The sequence below is a fragment of the Martinezella dioscoreae genome (assembly GCF_009176305.1).
GTDB classification, from domain to species: domain Bacteria; phylum Pseudomonadota; class Alphaproteobacteria; order Rhizobiales; family Rhizobiaceae; genus Rhizobium; species Rhizobium dioscoreae.
In genome coordinates, this window is the sequence record NZ_BLAJ01000003.1 from 829,331 (window position 1) to 852,108 (window position 22,778).

Annotated in this window: 25 protein-coding genes; 12 read left to right on the forward strand and 13 right to left on the reverse strand. The window is 60.1% G+C overall.

From position 1 onward, the window contains the following. The first annotated feature begins 41 nt into the window (after positions 1-41). The gene (locus tag GDN47_RS15885; RefSeq protein ID WP_152093739.1) at positions 42-920 is read left to right on the forward strand and encodes a glycosyltransferase family 2 protein; all 879 of its coding nucleotides are present in this window, start codon (positions 42-44) and stop codon (positions 918-920) included. A 152-nt stretch (positions 921-1,072) separates the two neighbouring features. Beyond that, positions 1,073-1,372: a putative quinol monooxygenase gene (locus tag GDN47_RS15890; RefSeq protein WP_113332009.1), complete on the forward strand. Its 300-nt coding sequence runs from the start codon at positions 1,073-1,075 to the stop codon at positions 1,370-1,372. 78 nt (positions 1,373-1,450) lie between these two features. Here the strand turns inward: GDN47_RS15890 and GDN47_RS15895 are convergent, their stop codons facing one another. The 3 genes from GDN47_RS15895 to GDN47_RS15905 form a co-directional block, all read right to left on the reverse strand. Continuing rightward, positions 1,451-1,849 (reverse strand): hypothetical protein, encoded by a 399-nt coding sequence (locus tag GDN47_RS15895; protein WP_210252932.1) that lies wholly within the window; start codon positions 1,847-1,849, stop codon positions 1,451-1,453. Between the two features lie 256 nt (positions 1,850-2,105). Further along, the gene (locus GDN47_RS15900; protein ID WP_162746364.1) at positions 2,106-2,267 is read right to left on the reverse strand and encodes a hypothetical protein; all 162 of its coding nucleotides are present in this window, start codon (positions 2,265-2,267) and stop codon (positions 2,106-2,108) included. 165 nt (positions 2,268-2,432) lie between these two features. Further along, entirely contained in the window at positions 2,433-3,629 is a 1,197-nt protein-coding gene (locus tag GDN47_RS15905) for a LysR family transcriptional regulator (protein ID WP_233789958.1), read from the reverse strand. Here GDN47_RS15905 and GDN47_RS32335 point away from each other — a divergent pair. The 5 genes from GDN47_RS32335 to GDN47_RS15925 all read left to right on the forward strand — a co-directional run bounded on the left by GDN47_RS32335 (position 3,526) and on the right by GDN47_RS15925 (position 8,102). After that, positions 3,526-3,816, forward strand: coding sequence for a hypothetical protein (locus tag GDN47_RS32335; protein WP_233789963.1), 291 nt, complete (start codon positions 3,526-3,528; stop codon positions 3,814-3,816). The two genes, GDN47_RS15905 and GDN47_RS32335, sit on opposite strands and share 104 nt — an antisense overlap. A 287-nt stretch (positions 3,817-4,103) precedes the next feature. After that, the gene (osmF, locus tag GDN47_RS15910; protein WP_145633451.1) at positions 4,104-5,012 is read left to right on the forward strand and encodes a glycine betaine ABC transporter substrate-binding protein OsmF; all 909 of its coding nucleotides are present in this window, start codon (positions 4,104-4,106) and stop codon (positions 5,010-5,012) included. Between the two features lie 233 nt (positions 5,013-5,245). Next, positions 5,246-6,412, forward strand: coding sequence for an ABC transporter permease (locus GDN47_RS15915; protein ID WP_113332006.1), 1,167 nt, complete (start codon positions 5,246-5,248; stop codon positions 6,410-6,412). Next, on the forward strand, positions 6,409-7,356 hold the full coding sequence (locus GDN47_RS15920; protein WP_152093741.1) for an ABC transporter ATP-binding protein: 948 nt from the start codon (positions 6,409-6,411) through the stop codon (positions 7,354-7,356). The genes GDN47_RS15915 and GDN47_RS15920 overlap by 4 nt, the downstream gene beginning before the upstream one ends. Continuing rightward, the gene (locus GDN47_RS15925) at positions 7,353-8,102 is read left to right on the forward strand and encodes an ABC transporter permease (RefSeq protein ID WP_113332004.1); all 750 of its coding nucleotides are present in this window, start codon (positions 7,353-7,355) and stop codon (positions 8,100-8,102) included. The genes GDN47_RS15920 and GDN47_RS15925 overlap by 4 nt, the downstream gene beginning before the upstream one ends. Positions 8,103-8,114: 12 nt before the next feature. Here the strand turns inward: GDN47_RS15925 and GDN47_RS15930 are convergent, their stop codons facing one another. Further along, positions 8,115-8,510, reverse strand: a complete 396-nt coding sequence (locus GDN47_RS15930) for a YciI family protein (RefSeq protein WP_145633454.1) — start codon at positions 8,508-8,510, stop codon at positions 8,115-8,117. A gap of 178 nt (positions 8,511-8,688) precedes the next feature. On the opposite strand from GDN47_RS15930, the gene GDN47_RS15935 reads away from it, so the two are divergent. Further along, positions 8,689-9,084, forward strand: a complete 396-nt coding sequence (locus tag GDN47_RS15935) for a VOC family protein (protein ID WP_145633456.1) — start codon at positions 8,689-8,691, stop codon at positions 9,082-9,084. A gap of 57 nt (positions 9,085-9,141) precedes the next feature. On the opposite strand, the gene GDN47_RS15940 is transcribed toward GDN47_RS15935, so the two are convergent. Further along, positions 9,142-9,534, reverse strand: coding sequence for a PRC-barrel domain-containing protein (locus GDN47_RS15940; protein WP_095433862.1), 393 nt, complete (start codon positions 9,532-9,534; stop codon positions 9,142-9,144). 348 nt (positions 9,535-9,882) lie between these two features. On the opposite strand from GDN47_RS15940, the gene GDN47_RS15945 reads away from it, so the two are divergent. Then, complete coding sequence (locus tag GDN47_RS15945) at positions 9,883-11,580, forward strand: long-chain fatty acid--CoA ligase (RefSeq protein ID WP_113351277.1); 1,698 nt, start codon at positions 9,883-9,885, stop codon at positions 11,578-11,580. Positions 11,581-11,754: 174 nt separating this feature from the next. After that, positions 11,755-13,380 carry a glucose-6-phosphate isomerase gene (gene pgi, locus GDN47_RS15950; RefSeq protein WP_095433860.1) on the forward strand — a complete coding sequence of 542 codons (1,626 nt, stop codon included), beginning with the start codon at positions 11,755-11,757 and terminating at the stop codon, positions 13,378-13,380. Positions 13,381-13,777: 397 nt separating this feature from the next. Here the strand turns inward: pgi and GDN47_RS15955 are convergent, their stop codons facing one another. The 3 genes from GDN47_RS15955 to GDN47_RS15965 all read right to left on the reverse strand — a co-directional run bounded on the left by GDN47_RS15955 (position 13,778) and on the right by GDN47_RS15965 (position 16,256). Then, a complete protein-coding gene (locus GDN47_RS15955) occupies positions 13,778-14,704 on the reverse strand; it encodes a carbohydrate kinase family protein (protein ID WP_113332000.1) in 927 nt (308 codons plus the stop codon). Between the two features lie 77 nt (positions 14,705-14,781). Continuing rightward, on the reverse strand, positions 14,782-15,480 hold the full coding sequence (locus GDN47_RS15960; RefSeq protein ID WP_113331999.1) for an orotate phosphoribosyltransferase: 699 nt from the start codon (positions 15,478-15,480) through the stop codon (positions 14,782-14,784). A 125-nt stretch (positions 15,481-15,605) separates the two neighbouring features. Then, complete coding sequence (locus GDN47_RS15965; protein ID WP_152093742.1) at positions 15,606-16,256, reverse strand: TetR/AcrR family transcriptional regulator; 651 nt, start codon at positions 16,254-16,256, stop codon at positions 15,606-15,608. A 99-nt stretch (positions 16,257-16,355) separates the two neighbouring features. Here GDN47_RS15965 and GDN47_RS15970 point away from each other — a divergent pair, with 99 nt between their 5' ends. Continuing rightward, positions 16,356-17,186 (forward strand): NmrA family NAD(P)-binding protein, encoded by an 831-nt coding sequence (locus tag GDN47_RS15970; protein WP_152093743.1) that lies wholly within the window; start codon positions 16,356-16,358, stop codon positions 17,184-17,186. Then, complete coding sequence (locus GDN47_RS15975) at positions 17,183-17,662, forward strand: anthrone oxygenase family protein (protein WP_371865508.1); 480 nt, start codon at positions 17,183-17,185, stop codon at positions 17,660-17,662. The genes GDN47_RS15970 and GDN47_RS15975 overlap by 4 nt, the downstream gene beginning before the upstream one ends. 38 nt (positions 17,663-17,700) lie before the next feature. Here GDN47_RS15975 and GDN47_RS15980 read toward each other — a convergent pair whose 3' ends face one another. The 5 genes from GDN47_RS15980 to GDN47_RS16000 form a co-directional block, all read right to left on the reverse strand. Continuing rightward, positions 17,701-18,852 carry a GGDEF domain-containing protein gene (locus GDN47_RS15980; RefSeq protein ID WP_113332086.1) on the reverse strand — a complete coding sequence of 384 codons (1,152 nt, stop codon included), beginning with the start codon at positions 18,850-18,852 and terminating at the stop codon, positions 17,701-17,703. 197 nt (positions 18,853-19,049) lie between these two features. Next, positions 19,050-20,090, reverse strand: a complete 1,041-nt coding sequence (gene pyrC / locus GDN47_RS15985) for a dihydroorotase (protein WP_152093744.1) — start codon at positions 20,088-20,090, stop codon at positions 19,050-19,052. A 142-nt stretch (positions 20,091-20,232) separates the two neighbouring features. Further along, entirely contained in the window at positions 20,233-20,865 is a 633-nt protein-coding gene (locus tag GDN47_RS15990) for a nucleoside triphosphate hydrolase (protein WP_152093745.1), read from the reverse strand. Then, positions 20,862-21,671, reverse strand: coding sequence for an ATP-binding cassette domain-containing protein (locus GDN47_RS15995; protein ID WP_173002500.1), 810 nt, complete (start codon positions 21,669-21,671; stop codon positions 20,862-20,864). Before GDN47_RS15995 ends, GDN47_RS15990 begins: the two co-directional genes overlap by 4 nt. Continuing rightward, positions 21,647-22,711: an ABC transporter permease gene (locus GDN47_RS16000; RefSeq protein WP_113351281.1), complete on the reverse strand. Its 1,065-nt coding sequence runs from the start codon at positions 22,709-22,711 to the stop codon at positions 21,647-21,649. The genes GDN47_RS15995 and GDN47_RS16000 overlap by 25 nt, the downstream gene beginning before the upstream one ends. Between the last annotated feature and the right edge of the window lie 67 nt (positions 22,712-22,778).

Sequence of the window (22,778 nt, forward strand, 5' to 3'; positions counted from 1 at the left end):
GTGGTTCCGTGCGCCTTGGGATCATATTCTGGGGATGCATCATGAAAATTGCCGTTGGCGTGGCGACATGCGGTCGCAAGGCGATTCTGGGGGCGATGATCGACAGGCTTGCCGGACAGGCGCGCAAGCCGGATCATCTCTTCCTGTGCCCGGTCAAGAGTGACGACATCGACACGGAACGCTTACGTTCTGCGCCTTTTCCGGTGACGATCGTCTCCTCACCGCAGGGAAGCTGCCCGCAGCGCAATGCCATCATCGATGCGGCCGTCGGCATGGATGTGGTCGTCTTCTTCGATGACGATTTCTTCCCGGCAACCAACTATCTCGCCGAAACGGAAGCCCTGTTCGAGGCGGATGAGGAGATCGTCGTGGCGACCGGCGAAGTCGTCCTCGACGGTATCCTTGGACCGGGCCTGACGGCGGACGAGGCGGACGCGGCGCTCGCAGCCGATGCCACTCCCTTTCCGGCGCCAACGATCGAGGACACGCACAACGCCTATGGCTGCAACATGATTTTCCGCCGGAAGCAGATGCTCGCAAACGGCATCTATTTCGACGAGGATCTGCCGCTCTATGCCTGGCAGGAGGATGTGGATCTGTGCCGGCGGCTGCGTCCTTTCGGCAAGATCGTCAAGTTCAATCGCCTGCGCGGCGTCCATCTCGGGGTCAAGGCCGGGCGCACATCGGGCCTGCGCCTCGGATACTCCCAGGTCGCCAATCCGCTCTATCTCGTCAAGAAGCGCTCGGTCTCGCTGAAATGGGCGCTGAAGCTGATGGGCGGCAATATCGCCTCGAATGTTGTCGGCTCCGTCAACCCACCGCCCTATGTCGACCGGCGCGGCCGCCTGCAGGGCAATCTCCTCGCGGTCGGCCATCTGCTGAGCGGATCGCTCGATCCCAAATACATCAATCGGATGTGAACGCCGCGATCCAGCAAGAATCTCATGCGCGATAAAAATTGAAGTTCGGCGTTCGGATGAACCTGTTCCGTGGTAATGGTTGAAACCGGCCGCACATCCGGTGGCGTCCGTTATTCTCCATCCGTATTGAACATCGCTTCAAGGACATCTCCATGATTCACGTACTCGCCATCCTCACCGCCCATCCCGGCAAGCGCGCCGAAGTGCTCGAAGCGTTCCAAGCGAATGTTCCGGCCGTCCACGCCGAAGACGGCTGCATCGAATATACCGCCGTCGTGGATGTCGAAGGGGCCGATCCGGCCTTTGGGCCTGACACCTTCGTCGTGGTCGAGAAATGGGAAAGCCTGGCGGCGCTGAGGGCGCATGCCGCTTCCGCGCATATGGCCGCCTACGGCGAGAAGGTGAAGCATCTGATGGCCGATCGCGCCGTTCACGTCCTGAACCCGGCGTGAACCTGTCGCTGCCGGACAGCTTCTGATGTCATCATGAAACGGCGCCCCGGAGGCGCCGTTTTGCCAGCGGCCAGGCCGTCAATTGTGCGAGAAGTGCGGCTGGCTGTAATAGCGCCAGTGGCCACCGCCGCCGTGCCATCCGCGATGGCCGCCGGCATACCAGCCGTGATGGTATCCGCGCCCGCCATACCAACCGTGGTGGTGGCGATAGCCGCCATAGCCGCCGAAAACACCGAATACCCCTAAGGGGTAGTAGGGCTGGTAATAACCGTAATAGGGTCGATCATAGCCATAATACGGCGCGTAATAGCCGTAATATGGGCGATAGTAGTGATGGCGGTAATAGTAGTGGTGATGATAATACCGATGGACGACCATCCGATGGTGGTGCCCATGGTGATGGGGACGCGCCTCGGCATAGGTTGCCGGCAACACGACCATACCTAGCGCAACCAGCGCTGTTGCCAGAATTTTCATTTCCAGCCTCCTTCAATGCCGGACGTAAACGCTACTCGTATTACTCGCGTCCTCCGGACGATATAGTAAACGCAACAGCGCCTTCGAAAGTTCCGTTATCCCTTGGAGAGCAGGCGTTTTCGCGACATCGCCATAGGTCCGCCGAAGCACGATCACGCGCTTGCCGGCCGATGGTTTCAACCGGCATCGTCAAGACGGAATGAGGAGGACGCAAGGGATGGGACAGTCGCAAAAACGGCGCCCCAAGGCGCCGTTTTCATACCTGTCCGCAGCCATCAGGCATGCGAGAAATGCGGCTTGCTGTGCCAGCGATGATGGCGATGTCCATGCCGCCATCCTTCGTGGCGATGCCAGCCATGATGATGAGGGCGATAGTCGCGATGGTGATGTTGATGCCAGCGGTGGTGGTGATGATCACGCGCCTCGGCATAGGTAACGGGTAGAACAATAATGCCTAATGCGACGAGCGCAGTTGCAAGAATTTTCATCTATGGTCTCTCCTTGGGTGCCGAACGAGCCCCCCGGCTGCGTACGCCCGGACTAACCTAACCCACCTAAACGCGAATATGCTACGTTTGTTCCGCTACCCGCGAGACGACAGCCGCTTTCGTGCCGTTCCCATCTCTCCAACCAGTTCACGAACCGCCTGCTGGATCAACCGGCAGGCTTCCACCGAGGCTTTGCGGCCGTTATGGGCGAGATGATAGGACAGCGGCAATATCTCATCCGGATCGACGATGCGGACCTTGTCGGCAATCGGAATGGCGCTGACGCGGCCGAGAAACGAGACGTAGCCGTGATTGGCAACGAGGTCGACGATGACGGGCAGCGAGTCGGCCGAGGTAATGTCGCGGCCGCGAAACCGGCGGCGGTCGCGACTGTCATAGCCGAAGGCCGTCGCGGCATTGCCGATACCGGTCCGGGGGCTCGGCACGCAGAGCGGATGATTTTCGACGAGCGCGGCGAATGTCTGCTCCGTGCTGTCGGGCGGGGCGATCGCCACCATGTCCGTGGCGATCAGTTCCACATGTTCGAAGGCATCGAGGCCGAAGACGGAATCGACGATGGCGACATCGATACGGCCTGATCGAAGCGCCTCGCGCAGATCATCGGCCGTCATCAGCATTAGCGACAGCATGTTGCGGTTGCCGCCGATGTTCCAGCGCGACACCAGGCTTGCAAGCGAGCGGGCGACCCAGCTTTCCGAACCGGTTGGAATGATCGAGCCGATGCGGACCGCGCGTGCAGTGCGCTGAAAGCGCTCGTCCGCCGCCGCTTTCATCTCGTCCCAGGCCTGCGCAATGGCGGAGAGAATGGCGTGAACCTGCTGTCCGGCCTCCGTCAGCATGGAGCCTTGCGCCTGCCGCGCGAACAGGCGGCAGCCGAACAATTCCTCCAGATTGGCGATCTGCAAGGAGAGCTGCGGCTGGCCAAGACGCAGGCGGCGGGCCGCACGATTGATGCTGCCCTGATCGGCAACCTCCAGAAAGCGTTCTATGGTGGCGATCTTCAGCGGCAGGCGCGCGGCCCATTGGTCATAGTCCCCGGGCGCCGGCGGCTCCTTCACCAGGGCGGAAAGCTGACGCATGCTCGCGAGAATAGGTTGCAGGCCCTTTTGAACCTTCGAACTCGCCAGAAGGGTTGCAAGCTCGCCGGAGGCGCGCTCGACAAGCTTCATGGCCAGCTCGGTCTCGAGCCGACGCAACGCGCTTGAGACGGTCGAAGCGGAAAAAGACAGCCGCCGCGCGGTCTCCCTCACCGAGCCGATGGAGAACACCATATCGGCTATGAACAATGCGCCGAGATACAAATCAGATCTCCTCAGCCGCAGCGCGCATCCTGGCTCGACCGCAGCAATATCAACAATATCCCGACGATATGCCGTGTTCTCGAAAAAAGATATCCCTAAGCCGAAAAGCGACGGCTATCGTTTCCTTGCCGCCTTACCGATCCAGCCGCAAAAATGAGATCGGAACAGCGCCAAACGGGTAAGGGGAACAAAAACAAACGCACTTGCCCCCGAAAAAAGAAATCCAATTTCGCGCGAATGTCGAGTACGCTCGTCATAATCGCGCGACTGCAACGGGTATCCGAAGCACATCGACTTTTCCGCGATGAGCGCTACCTGCCTGAAGCAGCCACGAATTCGCCTGTGGGCTGACGCCCGCTCCAAGCCTGCCTGTCCGGACTGCGGCCTTTCAAGGCGGCTCGGGCAAGCAGAAGAACGATTTAACGGGGTACAAAGGGAAACATCATGTTCAAGAAGCTTGCACTTGCCGCCACGCTGACGGCTCTCCTTGCCAGTGGCGCGAGCGCCGCCGACGTCGTCGTCTCCTCGAAGATCGACACCGAAGGCACGCTGCTCGGCAACATTATCCTCGCGGCGCTCAATGCCAACGGCATCAAGGCGCAGGACCGCATCGCGCTCGGCACGACGCCGGTCGTGCGCAAGGCGATTACCGCGGGCGAAATCGACATCTATGCCGAATATACCGGCAATGCCGGCTTCTTCTTCAACAAGGCCGACGATGCGGCCTGGAAAAACCCGCAGCAGGGCTACGATCTGGCGAAGACGCTGGACTATGACGCCAACAAGATCGTCTGGCTGACGCCCTCGCCCGCCAACAACACCTGGGCGATCGCTGTGCGCAGTGACGTCGCCGGCCCGGCCAAGCTGAAAACCATGTCGGACTTCGGCAAGTGGGTTGCCGGCGGCGGCTCTGTGAAGATCGCGGCCTCTTCCGAATTCGTCAACTCGCCGGCGGCTCTGCCGGCCTTCGAGACCACCTATAGCTTCAAGCTGAAGCCGGATCAGGAAGTGGTGCTTTCGGGAGGCGATACTGCGGCGACGATCAAGGCTGCGGCCGACCAAACCAACGGCGTCAACACGGCCATGGTCTACGGCACCGACGGCGCCATCGAAGCGGCGGAACTGACCGTGCTCGAGGACGACAAGAGCGTGCAGCCGGTCTATGCGCCAACGCCGATCATCCGCGAGGCCGTGCTGAAGGCCAATCCGAAGATCGAAGAGGTTCTGGCTCCGATCTTCAAGGGTCTGACCGCCGACGTGCTGCGCAAGCTCAACGGCCGCATCCAGGTCGATGGCGAGCCGGCCAAGGCTGTTGCCGAATCCTACCTCAAGGACAATGGCTTCCTGAAGTAAGGCATTGACGCTGCTCTCGAGCATGATGCCGAAAAGTGTCAACGGTTTTCGGACGACATCATGCTCTACTCCTCTGGTTCCGGAGCGGATTCAGATTTTAGGTCTAGCAGACCTAAAATCATCCTTTCCGGCGGCTCCATTTTGATAAGGTGGAGCCGCGGACATTCGAATGAGCATGATCTTGTCCGAACCCGCCTCGAATTCTGGGCTCATGCGCTGACGGAGCTTGCCTGATGGAAGATGCGCTAGCGGTCCGCAGAGTGGACCGTCTCGGAGTGGTATTGGTGGCCGGCGGCGTGCTGGCAACGGCCTGGATGCCGTTCATCATCGTCAAGGCAAACCGTATCGCCGCCGGCAAGCCGCAACTGCTGACGCAGCTCATTGCCCAGCCGTCCGCGCTATGCCTGCTCGTCCTTCTGGCCGCAGCCGCGCTCGCCGCGCTTTTCCTGCGCAACCAGGTCATTCGCCTCGGGATCGCAACACTCGCGATCGCCATGCTGATCGTGACCCTCGGACTGGTCTCGACGGCCGCGACGCCTGCGGGCAGCACCGTGGCACGTATTACGCCCGGCGGCTGCTTCTGGGTGCTGCTCGCAGTCGTGGGATTGATGATTTCGGATGCGCTGGTCAAGCTGCGGCTGACACCCTGGTTGCGGGTCGCGGCGCTGGCTGTTTATGCCGCCCTGCTTGCCGTCGTTCTGCGCTCCGGCCTGCTCAACAATCTCTCGATCATGAAGGAATACGCCAACAATGCCGACAAATTCTGGCATGAGGCGCTCAACCATGTGTTCCTGTCTCTGGGCTCGGTCGCCATCGCCATCGTGCTGGCGCTGCCGCTCGGCATCTTCTGCTATTGGCAACCTGGCATCCGCGCCGTGGTGCTGCGGGCGCTGAGCCTGGTGCAGACCATCCCCAGCCTTGCCCTATTCGGCATTCTCATGCTGCCGCTCGGCTATATCGCCGCGACCGTGCCTTTCGCCGCCGAGATCGGCGTCAAAGGCATTGGCGTGGCACCGGCGCTGGTAGCGCTCGTCATCTATTCCCTGCTGCCGATCGTCGCCAATACGGTCGTCGGCCTTGCCGGCGTCGACCCTTCCGTGCGAGATTCCGCCGCCGGCATGGGCCTGACGCGCCGGCAGATCCTCACCGGCATCGACCTGCCGCTCGCCTTCCCCGTCATCCTCACGGGCATCCGCATCGTGCTGGTACAGGCAATCGGCCTCGTCACCGTGGCGGCGCTGATCGGCGGCGGCGGCTTCGGTCTTTTCATCTTCCAGGGCATCGGCCAGACGGCCAATGACCTCGTGCTGCTCGGCGCCGTGCCGACGGTCTTTCTCGCCTTCTCATCGGCCGTCATCCTCGATGCGGTCATCGACAGCATCCGGGGACAACGCGTATGACCAGCATGATCGAGCTCAAGGGCGTCACCAAGCGGTATGGCAACGCAACGGTCGTCGACAATGTCAGCATGAGCATGGAGAAGGGCACAATCACCGTCATCGTCGGCACCTCCGGCTCCGGCAAATCGACGCTGATGCGCATGATCAACCGGCTGGTGCCGATATCGGGGGGCCACATCTCCGTTGCCGGCGAGGACATCATGAATGTGCCGGTGACCGAGCTTCGCCGCCGTATCGGCTATGCCATTCAGGGGCACGGGCTCTTTCCGCATCGCACCGTTGCGCAGAATATTGCTACCGTCCCCGAGCTGCTCGGCTGGGAAAAGACGCGCATCGACGGCCGTGTCGAAGAGCTCCTCAATCTTTTCCATCTCGACCCCGGCACCTTTGCCGGCAAATATCCAAGCCAGCTTTCCGGTGGCCAGCAACAGCGCGTCGGCGTCGCACGCGCGCTTGCAGCGGAACCGGAATTGCTGCTGATGGACGAGCCCTTCGGCGCACTCGACCCGGTCATCCGCGGCAAGGCGCAGGACGACCTGCTCGCCATCCAGAAGCAGTTCGGCACGACCATCGTCCTCGTCACCCACGATATGGACGAGGCCTTTCATCTCGGCGACCAGATCGCCGTCATGAGCGGCGGCAAGCTGCTGCAATGTTCCGAGCCCGAGAAGATCCTGACCGAGCCGGCCGATCCCTTCGTGCAGCAGCTGACCGGCACATCCGATCGTGCCTTGAAGCTGATGTCCCTGCTGCCGCTGAAGGAAAGCATGCAGCCGCCGCGGCCGGGCCTAGGCTACAGCCTGCCGCAAACCCTCAATCTTCGCGACGCTTTGGCCGAACTGATCTGGCAGGGCAAGGACGAGGCGACGGTCGAGGACGAGCGCAAAGTGCCCGTCGGCTCGATCTCGATCCAGCACCTGATCGAGCTGGGCCGCAAAGCATGAGATTTCTCGCCGCCAATCTCTTTCGCCTCCTGGCTCTGGCGCTGCTGCTGGTGATGCTCTTCCGTCCGGAATGGCTGATACCTGTTCTGGCACCGCTGACCAAATTCGGGGCGTCTCCGATCTATACGCAGAACAGCCTGCCGAGCCTGGCGCTCAGCCATCTCGAGCTGATCCTTGTCTCGATCGCCGCAAGCGGGATCCTGGCCGTGCTTGGCGGCATCTTCGTCACGCGGCCGATCGGCGCCGACTTCCTGCCGCTGTCGCGAGCGATCGCCAATGCCGGCCAGACCTTCCCGCCGGTTGCCGTGCTGGCGCTTGCGATCTCAACCACCGGCTTCGGCGCCGTCCCGACATTCATCGCGCTGTTTCTCTACGCGCTGCTGCCGATCTTCGAGAACACGGTCGCAGGCTTGCAGCAGGTACCCGCCTCGGTGCTCGAGGCCGCCGACGGCATGGGCATGAGCGGCTGGCAGCGGCTCTTCCGCGTCGAGCTGCCGCTCGCCCTGCCGCTCATCATCGAAGGGCTGAAAATCGCGACCGTGATCAATATCGGTACGGCGACAATCGGCTCCACCGTCGCCGCCAAGGGGCTGGGTGAAGTCATCATCGCCGGGCTCATCAACGACAACACCGCCTTCATCTTGCAGGGCGGCCTGATCGTCGGCCTCATGGCGGTGCTGATCTATGACGGCATGGAGATGATCGAGCGGTCGGTCACCAGCAAGATCGGCCTTCAACCTCATTGAGGTCGACGCCGATCACAGCTCCCCATCCTTGCCCTCGCCTGACGGCAAGGATGCGCCCGGCAGATAAAGCAGGACCGGCCTGATTTCGTAGATGGCTGTCGGATTGGCGCGGCGCAACTCGCGCGCGGCCTCCACCGCGCCCTCAATCGTCGGAAAATCGACGACGTAGAAGCCCAGCAGTTGCTCCTTGGTTTCTGCAAACGGTCCATCGATCACCATTCCCGCACCTGGCCCCCGCAAAGTGACGGCGTTTTGGGTCGATCCGAGACGCGCAGCCGGCCCCAGCGATTTCTGCGCGACCATGCGGTCATTGATCTCCAAAAGCTCCTTCATGAGCGCGGTATCCTCCTCCTTGCTCCAGGATTCGACGATACTTTCCTCGTGATAGGCCAGAATGGCGTAGTACATGGTTTCTCCCCCTTGAGCCCTATACGTGAGCGCCGGGGAGTTAAGCAGACCGATCGCAATCCGGGAACCCCGGATCTATGCTCGGCTGAAGATATGGCGAATTTCCCCATGCTTGCCTTCACTGGCTGCCGATGGCATTGGCTGCAATGATATGTTCCGACGATTTATGGAGGCATCGATGGCCAAGATGATTCACTCGATGATCCGCGTGCTGGACGAGGCGCGCTCGATCGAATTCTACGACAAGGCTTTCGGCCTGAAGGTTGCCGACCGTATTGCCTTCGAGACCTTTACCCTGGTCTATCTCAGCAATGCTGAGACCGGCTTCGAGCTGGAATTGACCATCAATCAGGGCCGCATCGAGCCTTATGCGCAAGGGGATGCCTACGGCCATCTCGCGGTTTCAGTTTCGGAACTGAAGGACGAGCATGCGCGTATGACCAAACTCGGGCTCAACCCCGGCAAGATCATCGAACTCAATCGTGATGGGAAGCTTTTTGCATTGCTGTTCTTCGTCACCGACCCCGATGGTTACAAGATCGAGGTGGTGCAAAGGCTTGGGCGGTTCAACTAGCCCAAACAGGGAGCAAGCCCCGCATCGGCGGGGCATCCGGCAGTTCCGCCAGCGCGCTCACATCCAATAGGGCGGCACGCCAAAATAATCGTGGCTCTTGTGGCCATGATTCTTATGGTCGTGGTCGTCCTTGGCAGCGAAGCGGCACGCCTTTTCGATGTCATTCTTGGTCATGCTGACGCGATAGCCATCAATGTGGGCATCGTAGCGCAACTTCTCCCACGGCAGCCGGTAGTGCTCCTGGCCGATGCCGAAGAAACCGCCGAAGCTCAGAATGACGAAAGCGATGCGTCCATCACTTTTTTCCAGCATCAGCCGCTCGATATGACCAATCTGTTTGCCGTCCGAGCCGTACACTCTCGACCCTTCGACGCGATCGCAGGCGACCAGCATCGACATGTCCTTGATGTAAAGGTCACGACCCGAAAAATCGGCACTCTCTTTATGCATATGCGCACCTCCTTTTGGATACGCGTCACATAAACTATGGAGCGTCCGATCTGCTCTTTGGGGCAGCACGATGCTCCGATGGGTTTAAACCCATGGCGCTATTAACGCTCCGTTGTCATAAAAGTTCCAGTACTTTTTTCAAGATTGTAAAAAAACGTGAGCGCAAGACGATTATTGACGTTTACGTCAAGGTTATTGTAGCGTCGGTTTCGCTCCAATGATTTAGTTGAGAGCAAAGACTGCGGCGATGTGAAAAGCGGGAGACTTTTTGATCGTCCAATGACACTCTGCATAGCCGCCGCATATGACGGCGGGGCGTGGTGATGGTGCGTAGAGGAGGAAATGCGCATGAATTCAGTCTCCGCTCCTTCGGATAGACCGCAGGTCAAGAAAATATGGCTCGCCTCCTATCCGGATATCGTACCGGCGGAGCTGCCGCCGCTGGAACATGCATCGCTCGCCGAACTGCTGGAGGAAAGCTGCGCGCGTTATGCCGACAGACCCGCCTTCACCAGCATGGGCAAATCCATCACCTATCGCGATCTCGATCTGCAGACGCGCAAGATTGCCGCCTGGTTGCAGAGCCTCGGCCTGCAGAAGGGTGATCGCGTTGCCGTCATGATGCCGAACGTGCTGCAAAATCCGATCGCAGTTTATGGCATTCTTCGCGCCGGGCTCGTCGTCGTCAACGTCAACCCGCTCTACACGCCACGCGAACTCGAACATCAGCTGCGCGATTGCGGCGCCAAGGCGATCTTCGTTCTGGAAAACTTCGCCCATACGGTCGAGCAGGTTCTGGCCCATACGGATGTACGCCATGTCGTCGTCACCGCCCTTGGCGACATGCTCGGCGCCAAGGGCCACATTGTCAACTTCATCGTCCGTAAAGTGAAGAAGCTGGTTCCAGCCTGGTCCATTCCCGGCCATCGCAGTTTCAAGAGCGTGATCGCCGAGGGCTCGCGTCTGCCCTTGAAGCTATCGGAACTGACCGGCAGCGACATCGCATTTCTGCAATATACCGGCGGTACGACCGGCGTCGCCAAGGGCGCGATCCTTACCCATGCCAATCTGCTCGCCAACCAGCTGCAATTGCTGCTCTGGCTCCAATCCGCCTATATCAACAAGCCGCGCCCGGAGCAGCTGACCTTTGTCTGCGCCTTGCCGCTCTATCATATCTTTGCGCTGACGGTGAATTCGCTGATGGGCATGTCGCTCGGCGGCCATAATGTGCTGATCGCCAATCCACGCGACATACCGGCCTTCATCAAGGAGCTCGGCAAATACAAGTTCGACATGTTCCCCGGCCTGAACACGCTATTCAACGCGCTGATGAACAATCCGGAGTTTAGCAAACTCGACCTGTCCAATACCGCAACGCTTGCCGGCGGCATGGCGGTGCAGCGGCCAGTCGCCGAACGGTGGCAGAAGATGACGGGCGCCTGGATCACGGAGGGCTACGGCCTTTCCGAGACGTCGCCGGTTGCCAGCGCCAATCGTTTCGACAGCCCGGAATTCACCGGCACGATCGGCCTGCCGATCACGGGTACGGATTTCGATATTCGCGACGAGAACGGCAATTCCCTGCCGCTTGGCGAAGTCGGCGAAATCTGCATTCGCGGGCCGCAGGTCATGGCAGGCTACTGGAAGCAGCCGGCAGAGACCGCGCGCGTGATGACGCCGGACGGCTTCTTCCGCAGCGGCGACATGGGCTTCATGGACGAGCGCGGTTATACTAAGATCGTCGATCGCAAGAAGGATATGATCCTGGTCTCGGGCTTCAATGTCTATCCGAACGAGATCGAGGAAGTCGCCGTCATGCATCCGGGCGTTCTTGAGGCCGCGGCAATCGGCGTACCCGACCCGCATTCCGGTGAAGCGGTGAAGCTCTTCATCGTCAAGAAGGATCCGGCTTTGACGGAGGCCGATGTCAAGGCTCATTGCGCGGAAAACCTTACCAACTACAAGCGTCCGCGCTTCATTGAATTCCGCACCGAACTGCCGAAATCGAATGTCGGCAAGATCCTGCGCAAGGAGTTGCGCGGCTAACATAATTCGATGTCATTCAGGAAGCCGCTCGTGCTTTTTCACGAGCGGCTTTTTTCGTTTTGGGCGATAGGTGAACTTGATTTACGCCCTACATAGGGAATAGTTTTCGCGACCAATCTCAAAGCGCTTGGCCCGGTTTTGAAGGCCAGCAGCGCGAACCGCAAGGAGCCTCCCATGAACGCCCTCGTCGACCAACTGAAGAGCACCGCATCGGCAACGAAGGCCACGGATATTCGCGCCGCCTTCGCCGCCGATCCGAAACGCTTTTCCCGCTTCAGCGCCTCGTTCGACGATCTGTTGATGGATTACTCCAAGACGGCTGTTAACGACGATATCCTCGCCCTGCTCGAGAAGCTCGCAGCCGAGGGCGGCGTTGCCGCCAAGCGCGAGGAAATGTTTTCCGGCGTCGCGATCAACTTCACCGAAAATCGCGCCGTTCTGCACACTGCGCTGCGCAACCGCTCGAACAAGCCGGTGCTCGTCGACGGCAAGGATGTCATGCCCGACGTCAATGCTGTTCTGGCCGCCATGGGCAAGTTTGCCGACGGCATCCGCTCTGGCGCACTCAAGGGCTCCACGGGCAAGGCGATCACCGATGTCATCAATATCGGCATCGGCGGCTCCGATCTCGGGCCGGTCATGGCAACGCTGGCGCTCGCCCCCTACCACGACGGCCCGCGTTCGCACTTCATCTCGAATATCGATGGCGCCCATATCGCCGATATCCTGAAGCTCGTTAAGCCGGAAACGACGCTCTTCATCGTTGCTTCGAAGACCTTCACGACCATCGAGACGATGACGAACGCCCAGACGGCGCGCAAGTTCATCGCCGACGCGCTCGGCGAAGCTGCCGTGCAGCATCACTTCGCCGCCGTTTCGACGGCGCTCGATAAGGTCGCCGCCTTCGGTATCGACAGTGAACGCGTCTTTGGCTTCTGGGATTGGGTTGGCGGCCGCTATTCGATCTGGTCGGCGATCGGCCTGCCGCTGATGATCGCGATCGGCCCGGAAAACTTCGGCAAATTCCTCGATGGCGCGCATGCGATGGACAACCATTTCCGCCAGGCGCCATTCAAGGAAAACCTGCCGATGCTGCTCGGCCTTATCGGCTTCTATCACCGCAACGTGCTCGGCTATCCGACGCGTGCGATCCTGCCCTATGACCAGCGTCTCTCGCGCTTCCCGGCCTATCTGCAGCAGCTGGATATGGAATCGAACGGCAAGGGTGTCACCATCGACGGCACGCCGGTCGAAGGCAATTCCGGTCCGGTCGTCTGGGGCGAGCCCGGCACCAACGGCCAGCACGCCTTCTATCAGCTCATCCATCAGGGTACGAGCATCATCCCGGCCGAATTCATGATCGCCGCCAACGGCTTCGAGCCGGAGCTGCGCCACCAGCACGACCTGCTGATGGCCAACTGCCTGGCACAGTCGGAAGCGCTGATGAAGGGCCGCACCTTCGAGGAAGCCAAGGCTCAGCTCACCTCCAAGGGCATGGACGACAAGAAGGCTGATTTCATCGCGCCGCACCGCGTCTTCACCGGCAACCGCCCGTCGATCACCTTCGTCTATGACAAGCTGACGCCCTTTGCGCTCGGCCGCCTGATCGCGCTTTACGAACATCGCGTCTTCGTCGAGGGCGTGCTCTTCCGCATCAACTCCTTCGACCAATGGGGCGTCGAGCTCGGCAAGGAACTGGCAACAGGCCTGCTTCCGGTCATCGAAGGCAAGGAAAGCGCCGCCGGCCACGATTCCTCGACGCAAGGGCTGGTGGCAGCGCTCGCAAGCCGCGCGAAGTAAGCTGATTATCCACCTCCTCCTTGACGGGGGAGGTCGCCGCAAGGCGACGGGTGGGGGTGATTGAGCTCTCCGCATCAGAACGACCAAAGGACCACCCCACCTCGGCACGACGTGCCGACCCTCCCCTCAAGGGGAGGGTTTTGCTGGCTGAACGCTCTATCCGAATATGTCGTGAAAGTACCCCCCTCTGTCAGCTTCGCTGACATCTCCCCCACAAGGGGGGAGATCATTGGGAGTTTGCCGCGCGCTCCGCAAACAAAGCAAGCGCAGTCGGTTCGATATCAGCTTGAGGTGATGAAGCGCCGCGAATTACCGATCTCCCCCCTTGTGGGGGAGATGTCACGACAGTGACAGAGGGGGTGCAGCACTCTCCCCGCTTCCGAAAGCCGATAAACGATTACAGCCCGATCTCATGTGCCCAGGGCGGATTTGCACCCGCGCGCGACACAGTCACCGCCGCAGCCTTGGCGCCCAGAGCAAGCGCATCCTGCAACGCCTTCTCGTTCAGCGATGCCACCTGCGCCTTGGTCAGCAGATTGTTCATCTTCAGCGATGCCAGGATGCCGGCATCGAAGGTATCACCAGCCCCGACCGTATCGACGACCGTGACGCGCTCGCTCGGCACCGAGACCTTCAGCGACTTCGTATAGCCGGTTGCGCCTTCGGCACCCTTGGTGATGACGACGAGCTTGGCGCCCTGGTTCAGCCAATGGGCGGCGAGTTCGTCGTGATTGCCAGCAATACCGAACCATTCCAGATCCTCATCGGAGAATTTGAGAATGTCGGACATGGCAGCCATCCGGCTGATGCGACCCATATGAGCCGCCTTGTCCTTGATGAAGCCCGGACGAATGTTCGGATCTAGCGAGATGACGCGGCTCTGGTGCTCGCGCTTCATCAGCGCCTCGTAGGTCGCGCCGCAGGGATCGGGGATGAGGCTGATCGCACCGAAATGCAGAGCTTCGCAATCAGTACCGAGCGTCGGGAGATCCGCCTCGGTGATCATGCGGCCAGCCGTGCCTTCATCGTAGAAGGCATAGGTCGCCTGACCATTGACGAGCTTGACGAAAGCAATCGTGCTTGGACGCGGCGTGATGGCGCAATAGCTGAAATCCACCTTGGCGGCCGACAACGTGTCGCGCAGGATTTCGCCCATCATGTCATCGGCAATGCCGGTGAAGAAGCCCGTGGGAATGCCGAGACGACCAAGCGCGATCGCAGTGTTGAAGATCGCGCCGCCGGCGTAAGGGGCGAAGCCCTTCTCACCTAGCGTCGTATCCCGCGGCAGCATATCGATCAAAGCTTCGCCACAGCACAATATCATTCCGGCCTCCCAAAGAGCGCGTCTGTCTTATCCAGTTACATAAATCGATTAGATAGATTCAATGCAAAAGCAAAGTGTCAGTTTGTCGGCAGCTCCGAAATGCCGCCATTCCAGCCGGACCAGGCGAGCGGCGCATTGAGAAAGGCCTCGACTTCTTCCAGCGTCTTGTCGTCGAACAGCTTCTGCTCCTTGGCGACGGCGAGCACTTCGCGCCAGGTCGTGATGTATTGCAGGCTGACTTTCCGGTTGGCAAAGCGTTCGACCGCCTCGGGAAAGATGCCGTAATAGAACAGCGCCATGCCGTGATCGACGATGCCGCCAGCCGCACGAATGGCGTCGATGAAGGTGAACATGCTGCCGCCAGCCGTCGTCAGATCCTCGATGACGAGCACGCGGGCGCCCTCCTTCATGTCGCCTTCGATCTGGGCATTGCGGCCATGGCCCTTCGGCTGCTTGCGCACATAGATCATCGGCAGGTTCAGGCGCTCGGCGAGGAAGGCGGCAAAGGGGATGCCCGCCGTCTCGCCGCCGGCGACGCAATCGAACTGCTCGAAGCCGACATTGCGAACGATGAGGCTTGCGGCGAAGTCCATGACTGTCGAGCGGATGCGCGGATAGGAAATCAGCTTGCGGCAATCGATATAGACCGGGCTCGCCATGCCGGACGCGAATTTGTAGGGCTTGTCGGCATTGAAGTGGACCGCCTTGATCTCCCAAAGCATCCTGGCCATCAGCTCGGCCATGACAGTGCGATCGGTGAATATCATCTGGGTCATACGAGGCCTCCTTCGCGAGCGCTAATGTTCCAGCGGCAATAGCAGCAAGCGGCCCGAGTTTCCAGACGTATGAAAGCTTTTGCCAATATCCTCTCGGCTGGCGCCCGCAGGGCGAGCCGAAGCAATCAGCGCAGTATACCAAGATCGGCAGGAAGCATGGCCTTGAACAGCTCGATGACCTTATCGCCTTCTTCTCTTTCGATCGAAATCGCATAGCGCACCGCGGCCGCGACGAGCTGCATGGTCAATCGGGCCGTTCTTGCAAGTTCGGAATCGTCGCGCTCCGGCCATAGGCGTTTTAGGACGGTCAGAAACGCCTGCGAATGCCATTCCATGTCTTCAGCATCGACCTGCTGCAGCAGCTTGTCGGCCTGAGTGGCATGCCAGATGTCGCGCATGACCGGCTCATTGAGAAACATGGCGTAGTAGCCATCGATAATGCGGCCAAGAGCGGATTGGAGCTGATCGCGGCTCTTGATCGTCGCCAACTCATCCTCGACGCATTGCCTGCCCTGCTCGTTGAAACGCTCAGCCAGCACGCGGATGATCGCCGTCTTGTCGGGGAAATATTGGTAGAGCGAACCGAAGGAGACGCCTGCCTTTTCGACGATCTCGCCCATGCGCAGCGCATCGCTGCCGTTTTTCGCAATCAGCTCGGATGCCACCGAAAGGATGAGGTCGACGCGCTCGCGGCCGCGCTGCTGGCTGGGTATGCGCCGTGGTGTGCCCGCCTCATCCTTGTTGCGCCTGCGTCTCGCGATCAGTTCCTGCGCCATACCATTCCCTGCCTGTGCCTGTTGACAGGCAATATAAGAGAGTTTATCACATTTCGCAAATGAGAGAATTTATCACATTTTGCACCGGAGGAGCTTGAAATGCAGATCTCGACAATTGCCATCATCGGTGGATTGGGAAAAACCGGCGGCCGGGTCGCCGAGCGGCTGAAAGAGCGCGGCATCGCGGCTCGCGCAGCCTCCCGCTCAACGACACCACGCTGCGATTGGCAGGACCGCAGCACATGGCGGCAGGCACTGGAAGGCGCTTCTGCCGCTTACGTCACGTTCCAGCCGGACCTTTCGGTCGATTGGGCGGCAGAAACCATCGGCGCTCTGGCAAAAGCCGCTATCGAGGCTGGTGTGGAACACATCGTGCTGCTTTCCGGGCGTGGTGAAGACGGAGCCGTTCGCAGCGAGGAAAAACTCAAGGTCACCGGCATCGGCTACACGGTGCTGCGCGCCAGCTGGTTCAACCAGAATTTCAGTGAGGGCGCCTTCGTGGACGGCCTTTTGCAGGGCAAGCTCGCTCTACCGGCCGGCGATGTCCCTGAGCCTTTCATCGACGCAGACGACATCGCGGATGCGGCCGTCGAATGTCTTATCGATCCGCGTCATCGCAACCAAACCTACGAACTGACGGGACCCCGCGCTTTAACCTTCCGTCAGGCGGTTTCCGAAATCGCGACGGCTTCGAACAGGCCCATAGAATACGAAACGGTTCCGATCGACGCCTTTATCGCCGAGATGACCGCCTACGGCCTGCCGCGAGCGACGACGGACCTTCTGCATGAGCTTTTCACGCAGGTTCTTGATGGCCGCAATTCACCTGTCATGCACGGCATAAGGCAGATTCTCGGCAGGCAGCCTAAAGATTTTTCCGATTACGCCCGTGAAACCGCCGCAACCGGCATCTGGAGTATCCAGTCATGACCTTTCCGATCATGAATATCGCTCTCATCATCGCCGCGCTCAGCAGCGGTCTTCTCGCCGGCGTCTATTTCGCCTTCTCGACGTTCGTTATGCAGTCCCTCGCCCGCCTTCCGGTCGATCAAGGGATTGCTGCCATGCAATCAATCAACGTTACGATCGTGCGTTCGCCCTTCATCGTGCTGTTCCTGCTGACGGCCGCGCTGTCGGTCTTCATCGCCGTTATGGCGATCATCCATTGGCGGGGCAGCGTGAGCATGATTATGCTGACGGGCGCCGCGCTCTATATCGTCGCGAGCTTTCTTTCGACCATAGTATTCAACGTGCCGCTGAACGACGCGCTCGACAAGATCGACGGCCATTCAGCCGAGGCGGTACAATTTTGGTCGACCTATCTCAGCGACTGGATGCGATGGAACCATGTGCGCACGGTCGCCTCGCTGCTCGCCGCATGCGCCTTCGTGAAGGCCATGTTCTGAAAGCCTGGAAATGATGGGGCACCAGCCAAAACGGCCGGCTAGACAGCTCGCAGATAGGCCGCGACCTCCACACGGTTGCGGCCGTTTCGCTTTGCCTCATAAAGCGCCTTGTCGGCGGCACGTAACACATCGTCGAAGCCGAGCCCTTTGGCAGTGCCGGTCGCGATACCGGCACTGACGGTGCAGGCGAGAGATTTGTCTTCGATGCTGATCGCCCGCGCGGCAAAGGCATCGCGCACCCGCTCGGCGACCTGCTCGGCCCGGCCCGGCAGCATATTGTCAAGCACGAGCGCGAACTCCTCGCCGCCGAGGCGGGCCACAGTGTCGGACGACCGCAGGCCGAAGGAGAGCTCCTCCGCGAAAAGCTTAAGCACAAGATCGCCGGCAGCATGGCCATGTTGATCGTTGATCGTCTTGAAGCGGTCTATATCGAAAATGATGACAGCCATCGAGGGACCGAAGGACCGGCGGCCGTAGAGATCGAACAGCGCGCGGCGATTGAGCAGCCCGGTCAGGGCATCGGTGATCGCCTCCTGACGATGAAATGCTGCTTGGCGCCACTGGTGCAAAGCGAGGGATAGAGCCCCGATCCCGGTCATTCCGGCGATGCAGACGGCGAGGCTGACATCCTCCGCCCAGTTATCCGGCGCATGACCGAGCACGAGCTTACCATCGGCAATCAGCACGGCCGCGCATAAGGCAAAGGAAATCGCCGTCAGCGTGTAAAGCGCCGTAATGCCGTAAAGCGGCGTCGGCGCCTCGCGCCGGCTGAGCCAATATTCGCGCGCCGTCAGAAGTAGCAGCACGCAGATGACAAGATTATCAGCGATGAAAGCCAGACCGTCGTAACCGACAAGCATCGGTCCGATCGATACTGTCATGCCAGACAAGCAACCAAGGGCAAAGCGGATCTTGGAAAGGCGACCCTTGCGAAACTGATAACCCGCCACCCATATCGTCGCGAAGCCGAGGAAGAATAAGACGAACGTCAAAATGGCGAAAATCGGCCTGGGATGGTCAACATAGGCGCCATAGGTGAAGATGCCACCGACGATAGGCACAAGACCGGCGGAACACGTCAGGAGGAAGGTATCGGGCCGACGCGAAAACCAGCTTCCGACCAACGTGACCGCCAGGCATGAGGCGGAAACGCCGAGGGCCAGAAGAAGCGAGTTGTAATCGACCAGCATCATGCTCTTTCAACGGTTTGGTTTCTACCGCAGGGGATTGCTGCCACGCTAGGCCGTCAGGGGTATCAAATTAGTTACGGCAAATAATAAAGAAAATGTATTTCAACAAAATATACGTTTCAAATCCCGGCATACACCAATGGAGTGTCGCAATACGTCATATATATTTATATTTACTTATGTAGATTAGTCTGAAATTAAATCTCGACGTCCCAGTGCAAAGGGAACATCGGGTCGAAGACGGTGACCGGACCGGCGCCAGTTTCGATCTTTGCCGGGAAGGTTACAGCCTCGGGCCGGCGCACGAGGGTAATACTGTCCTCGTTGACCGGCAGGCCGTACCAGGCTGGGCCGTTCAGCGAAGCAAAGGCTTCGAGCCTGTCCAGCGCGCCTTCCTGCTCGAAGACATGGGCAAGACAGCTCATGGTGTTGATCGATGTATAAATGCCGGCGCAGCCACAGGCGCATTCCTTCAGCGGATCGACATGCGGAGCCGAATCCGTGCCGAGGAAGAACCTGGTATCGCCGCTGGTTGCGGCCGCACGCAGCGCCAGACGATGGCTTTCGCGCTTGGCGACCGGCAGGCAATAATAATGCGGACGGATGCCGCCGACGAGGATGGCGTTGCGGTTGATGATCAGGTGATGCGTCGTGATCGAGCCGGCGAGGTTGGCCTTTGCCGATTTGATGTAGCTGATGCCATCTGACGTGGTCACATGCTCCATCGTGACCTTCAGTTCCGGCAAGCGCTGGCGCAAGGGATCGAGCACGGTTTCGATGAACACGGCCTCGCGATCGAAAATATCCACTTCGGGCGTCGTGACCTCTCCATGAACGCAGAGCGGCAGACCGACCTTTGCCATGCGCTCCAGCACCGGCATTGCCTTATTCAGATCGCGCACGCCGCCATGCGAGTTGGTCGTCGCGCCGGCCGGATAGAGTTTGACGGCGGTGATAAGGCCGCTCTTCTTGCCCTCTTCGACATCGTCCGGGCTGGTCTGCTCGGTAAGATAAAGTGTCATAAGCGGTTCGAACCGATCGCCCGCAGGCAATGCCTTTAGGATGCGCTCGCGATAGGCCGTCGCATCCGCCGTGGTCACGACCGGCGGCACGAGATTGGGCATGATGATGGCGCGGGCGAAATGTCTGGAGGTATCAGCAATCACACCCTCCAGCATGGCTCCGTCACGCAAATGCAGATGCCAGTCGTCAGGACGGCGGATGGTGAGCTTTTGCATGGGCGCGACCTCTGGAAATGTGAGCGCAATCTCGTCAGGAAACCGTCTCGGCTTCTTCGGGATCGTGCTCTTTGATATCGCGCTTCGATAGCACCATACGCCCCCGCAAAACAATCCGCGACGGCGCTTAAATAATAGATGGTCAATCCTGCACGATGTCGATGGTGACGTCGGCCGGGCGGCGGTTTTCGAGAATCAGCCGGCCATTCGGCAGGTCGTTGCCATAGACCTTGGCATGAGCAGCCTCCTCATCGAGCTTGTAGCCTCGCCAGCGTGCCCATAGCCGCTCTTCCAGCACTTCCATCGGCGGGGCGAGCATGATCGAATAATCGAACATGCCTTCCAGCTCAGCCCATTTTCCCTGGCTGAACAGCAGATAATTCCCCTCGATGACGATGAAGCGATGATCGGCCGAGACGATGCGGGCAGAGGCGATCGCAATCTCCCGCGAACGGTCGAAGACCGGCACGAGGACCTCCTGATCGGCGGCACGCACGGCCTTGACGATATCGAGGAAGGCGCGCACATCGAAACTGTCAGGCACGCCCTTCCGCTTCAAAAGTCCCTTCTCGATCAGGACGGCATTGTCCATATGAAAGCCGTCCATCGGCAGGACTTCGGCGCTCTCGCCCCTCGCCTTCAAGGCCTTTACGACATTGTCGGCCAGGGTGGACTTGCCGGCACCGGGAGGACCGGCGATCGCAACCAGGAAACGTTTCGCGTTGCCGGCGCGCGCGATGATCTCGCCGGCAACATCGTCAAGAGAGACGCTCATGCAGCAACATTCTCGACCGGCGGAGCCTTGGCGCCGGTCATGAAAGCAACAGCATCGGACATGGAATAATCCTTGGGATTGATGACGGTCAGGCGTCGTCCCAGGCGATGGATGTGAATACGATCCGCAACCTCGAAGACATGCGGCATATTGTGCGAGATCAGGACGATCGGCAAGCCGCGGGCGCGTACGTCGAGGATGAGTTCGAGAACCTTGCGGCTTTCCTTGACGCCAAGGGCGGCCGTCGGTTCGTCCATGATGACGACCTTGGAGCCGAAGGCGGCGGCACGCGCCACGGCGACACCCTGGCGCTGGCCGCCGGATAGCGTTTCCACCGCCTGGTTGATGTTCTGGATCGTCATCAGGCCGAGCTCAGAGAGCTTGTCGCGGGCGCGCTTTTCCATCGCCGGGCGGTCGAGCATCCGGAACACGGAGCCGAGAATGCCCGGCCTGCGCACTTCGCGGCCGAGGAACATGTTGTCGGCGATCGAGAGCGCCGGCGACAGAGCCAGGTTCTGGTAGACCGTTTCGATGCCGGCCTCCCGCGCCTCCATGGGCGAGCGGAAGTGAACGGGCTTGCCTTCCAGCTTGATCTCGCCCTCGTCGGGGGTGACTGCGCCGGAGATCGCCTTGATCAGCGAGGACTTGCCAGCGCCGTTATCGCCGATCACGGCAAGGATCTCGCCGGGATAGAGGTCGAAATCGGCATTGTCGAGGGCGGTCACGCGGCCATAGCGCTTCACGAGACCGCGGGCAGTGAGGATGGGTTCGACGGTCGTGGTCATGCCGATACCTTTCTGATCCATTGATCGATCGCGACGGCGCCGATGATGAGCACGCCCGTCAGGAGCACCTTCCACTGCGGATCGGCGCCGAGCATGTTGAGGCCCATGGAAACGACACCGACGATCATGGCGCCGAAGAGCGTGCCGAGGATCGAGCCGCGTCCGCCGAAGAGCGAGATGCCGCCGATCACGGTTGCAGTAATTGCCTGAAGATTGAAATCGGTCACCGCAGAAGACGGAGAGACCGAGCCATTGCGGCCGATGGAGACCCAGGCGGCAAGCGCTGCGATCAATCCCGAGACGCCATAGACGGCAAGAAGCACTTTCTTGGTCTGGATACCGGCGAGTTTCGCCGCTTCCGGATCGTCGCCGACGGCATAGACATGCCTGCCCCAGGCGGTGTGATTGAGGACATACCAAAGGCCGATGACAAGGAGCACCATGGCGATAACGCCGAGGGTGAGCACGGCACCGCCGACGCGGAAGCTCGCGGCGAAAAGATGCAGCAGCGGCGCCTTTTCATCGACATCGGTGTCGCGGATGGTTTCATTGGCCGAATAGATGAAGTTCGTCGCCATGACGATATTCCACGTGCCGAGCGTCACGATAAACGGCGGCAGCTTCATATTGGCGACAAGGAAGCCGTTGAGCAGCCCGCAGATGCCGCCCACGGCCAGGCCGGCGACGATTGCTACAGGTGTCGGCAAGCCGTATGTCACGGCGACATTGCCCATGACGACCGAGGAGATGACCATGATGACGCCGATCGAGAGATCGATGCCGGCGGTCAGGATGACCAGCGTCTGGGCCGCGCCGAGAATGCCGACGATGGCGATCTGCTGCAGGATGAGCGTCAGCGTATAGGCGGAAAAGAACCTCCCGCCAATCGCGATACCAAAGATCACGATCGCCAGCACCAGGACGATTAGCGGCACCGCCGCCGGCGTCGAATGCAGAAAGTGCTGCACGCGCTTCAAAAGAGAGACATCGTTGTGCTCGAACGAAGCGACGTTCTTGTCGCTGCCGTCGAGAACACGTTCGAATTCCTGTGCTCCGGACATAATTATTCCTCCGCCACCGCGCACATGCGCGGAAACCGCCGGCTGTTGGGGGCCAGCCAGGATCTGA

Bases quoted from the DNA above. Each gene is read 5' to 3' on its own strand.
- GDN47_RS15885 (WP_152093739.1), top strand. From the start codon at position 42: ATGAAAATTGCCGTTGGCGTGGCGACATGCGGTCGCAAGGCGATTCTG.
- GDN47_RS15890 (WP_113332009.1), top strand. From the start codon at position 1,073: ATGATTCACGTACTCGCCATCCTCACCGCCCATCCCGGCAAGCGCGCC.
- GDN47_RS15895 (WP_210252932.1), bottom strand. From the start codon at position 1,849: ATGAAAATTCTGGCAACAGCGCTGGTTGCGCTAGGTATGGTCGTGTTG.
- GDN47_RS32335 (WP_233789963.1), top strand. From the start codon at position 3,526: ATGGCCAGCTCGGTCTCGAGCCGACGCAACGCGCTTGAGACGGTCGAA.
- GDN47_RS15905 (WP_233789958.1), bottom strand. From the start codon at position 3,629: ATGGTGTTCTCCATCGGCTCGGTGAGGGAGACCGCGCGGCGGCTGTCT.
- osmF (WP_145633451.1), top strand. From the start codon at position 4,104: ATGTTCAAGAAGCTTGCACTTGCCGCCACGCTGACGGCTCTCCTTGCC.
- GDN47_RS15915 (WP_113332006.1), top strand. From the start codon at position 5,246: ATGGAAGATGCGCTAGCGGTCCGCAGAGTGGACCGTCTCGGAGTGGTA.
- GDN47_RS15920 (WP_152093741.1), top strand. From the start codon at position 6,409: ATGACCAGCATGATCGAGCTCAAGGGCGTCACCAAGCGGTATGGCAAC.
- GDN47_RS15925 (WP_113332004.1), top strand. From the start codon at position 7,353: ATGAGATTTCTCGCCGCCAATCTCTTTCGCCTCCTGGCTCTGGCGCTG.
- GDN47_RS15930 (WP_145633454.1), bottom strand. From the start codon at position 8,510: ATGTACTACGCCATTCTGGCCTATCACGAGGAAAGTATCGTCGAATCC.
- GDN47_RS15935 (WP_145633456.1), top strand. From the start codon at position 8,689: ATGGCCAAGATGATTCACTCGATGATCCGCGTGCTGGACGAGGCGCGC.
- GDN47_RS15940 (WP_095433862.1), bottom strand. From the start codon at position 9,534: ATGCATAAAGAGAGTGCCGATTTTTCGGGTCGTGACCTTTACATCAAG.
- GDN47_RS15945 (WP_113351277.1), top strand. From the start codon at position 9,883: ATGAATTCAGTCTCCGCTCCTTCGGATAGACCGCAGGTCAAGAAAATA.
- pgi (WP_095433860.1), top strand. From the start codon at position 11,755: ATGAACGCCCTCGTCGACCAACTGAAGAGCACCGCATCGGCAACGAAG.
- GDN47_RS15955 (WP_113332000.1), bottom strand. From the start codon at position 14,704: ATGATATTGTGCTGTGGCGAAGCTTTGATCGATATGCTGCCGCGGGAT.
- GDN47_RS15960 (WP_113331999.1), bottom strand. From the start codon at position 15,480: ATGACCCAGATGATATTCACCGATCGCACTGTCATGGCCGAGCTGATG.
- GDN47_RS15965 (WP_152093742.1), bottom strand. From the start codon at position 16,256: ATGGCGCAGGAACTGATCGCGAGACGCAGGCGCAACAAGGATGAGGCG.
- GDN47_RS15970 (WP_152093743.1), top strand. From the start codon at position 16,356: ATGCAGATCTCGACAATTGCCATCATCGGTGGATTGGGAAAAACCGGC.
- GDN47_RS15975 (WP_371865508.1), top strand. From the start codon at position 17,183: ATGACCTTTCCGATCATGAATATCGCTCTCATCATCGCCGCGCTCAGC.
- GDN47_RS15980 (WP_113332086.1), bottom strand. From the start codon at position 18,852: ATGCTGGTCGATTACAACTCGCTTCTTCTGGCCCTCGGCGTTTCCGCC.
- pyrC (WP_152093744.1), bottom strand. From the start codon at position 20,090: ATGCAAAAGCTCACCATCCGCCGTCCTGACGACTGGCATCTGCATTTG.
- GDN47_RS15990 (WP_152093745.1), bottom strand. From the start codon at position 20,865: ATGAGCGTCTCTCTTGACGATGTTGCCGGCGAGATCATCGCGCGCGCC.
- GDN47_RS15995 (WP_173002500.1), bottom strand. From the start codon at position 21,671: ATGGATCAGAAAGGTATCGGCATGACCACGACCGTCGAACCCATCCTC.
- GDN47_RS16000 (WP_113351281.1), bottom strand. From the start codon at position 22,711: ATGTCCGGAGCACAGGAATTCGAACGTGTTCTCGACGGCAGCGACAAG.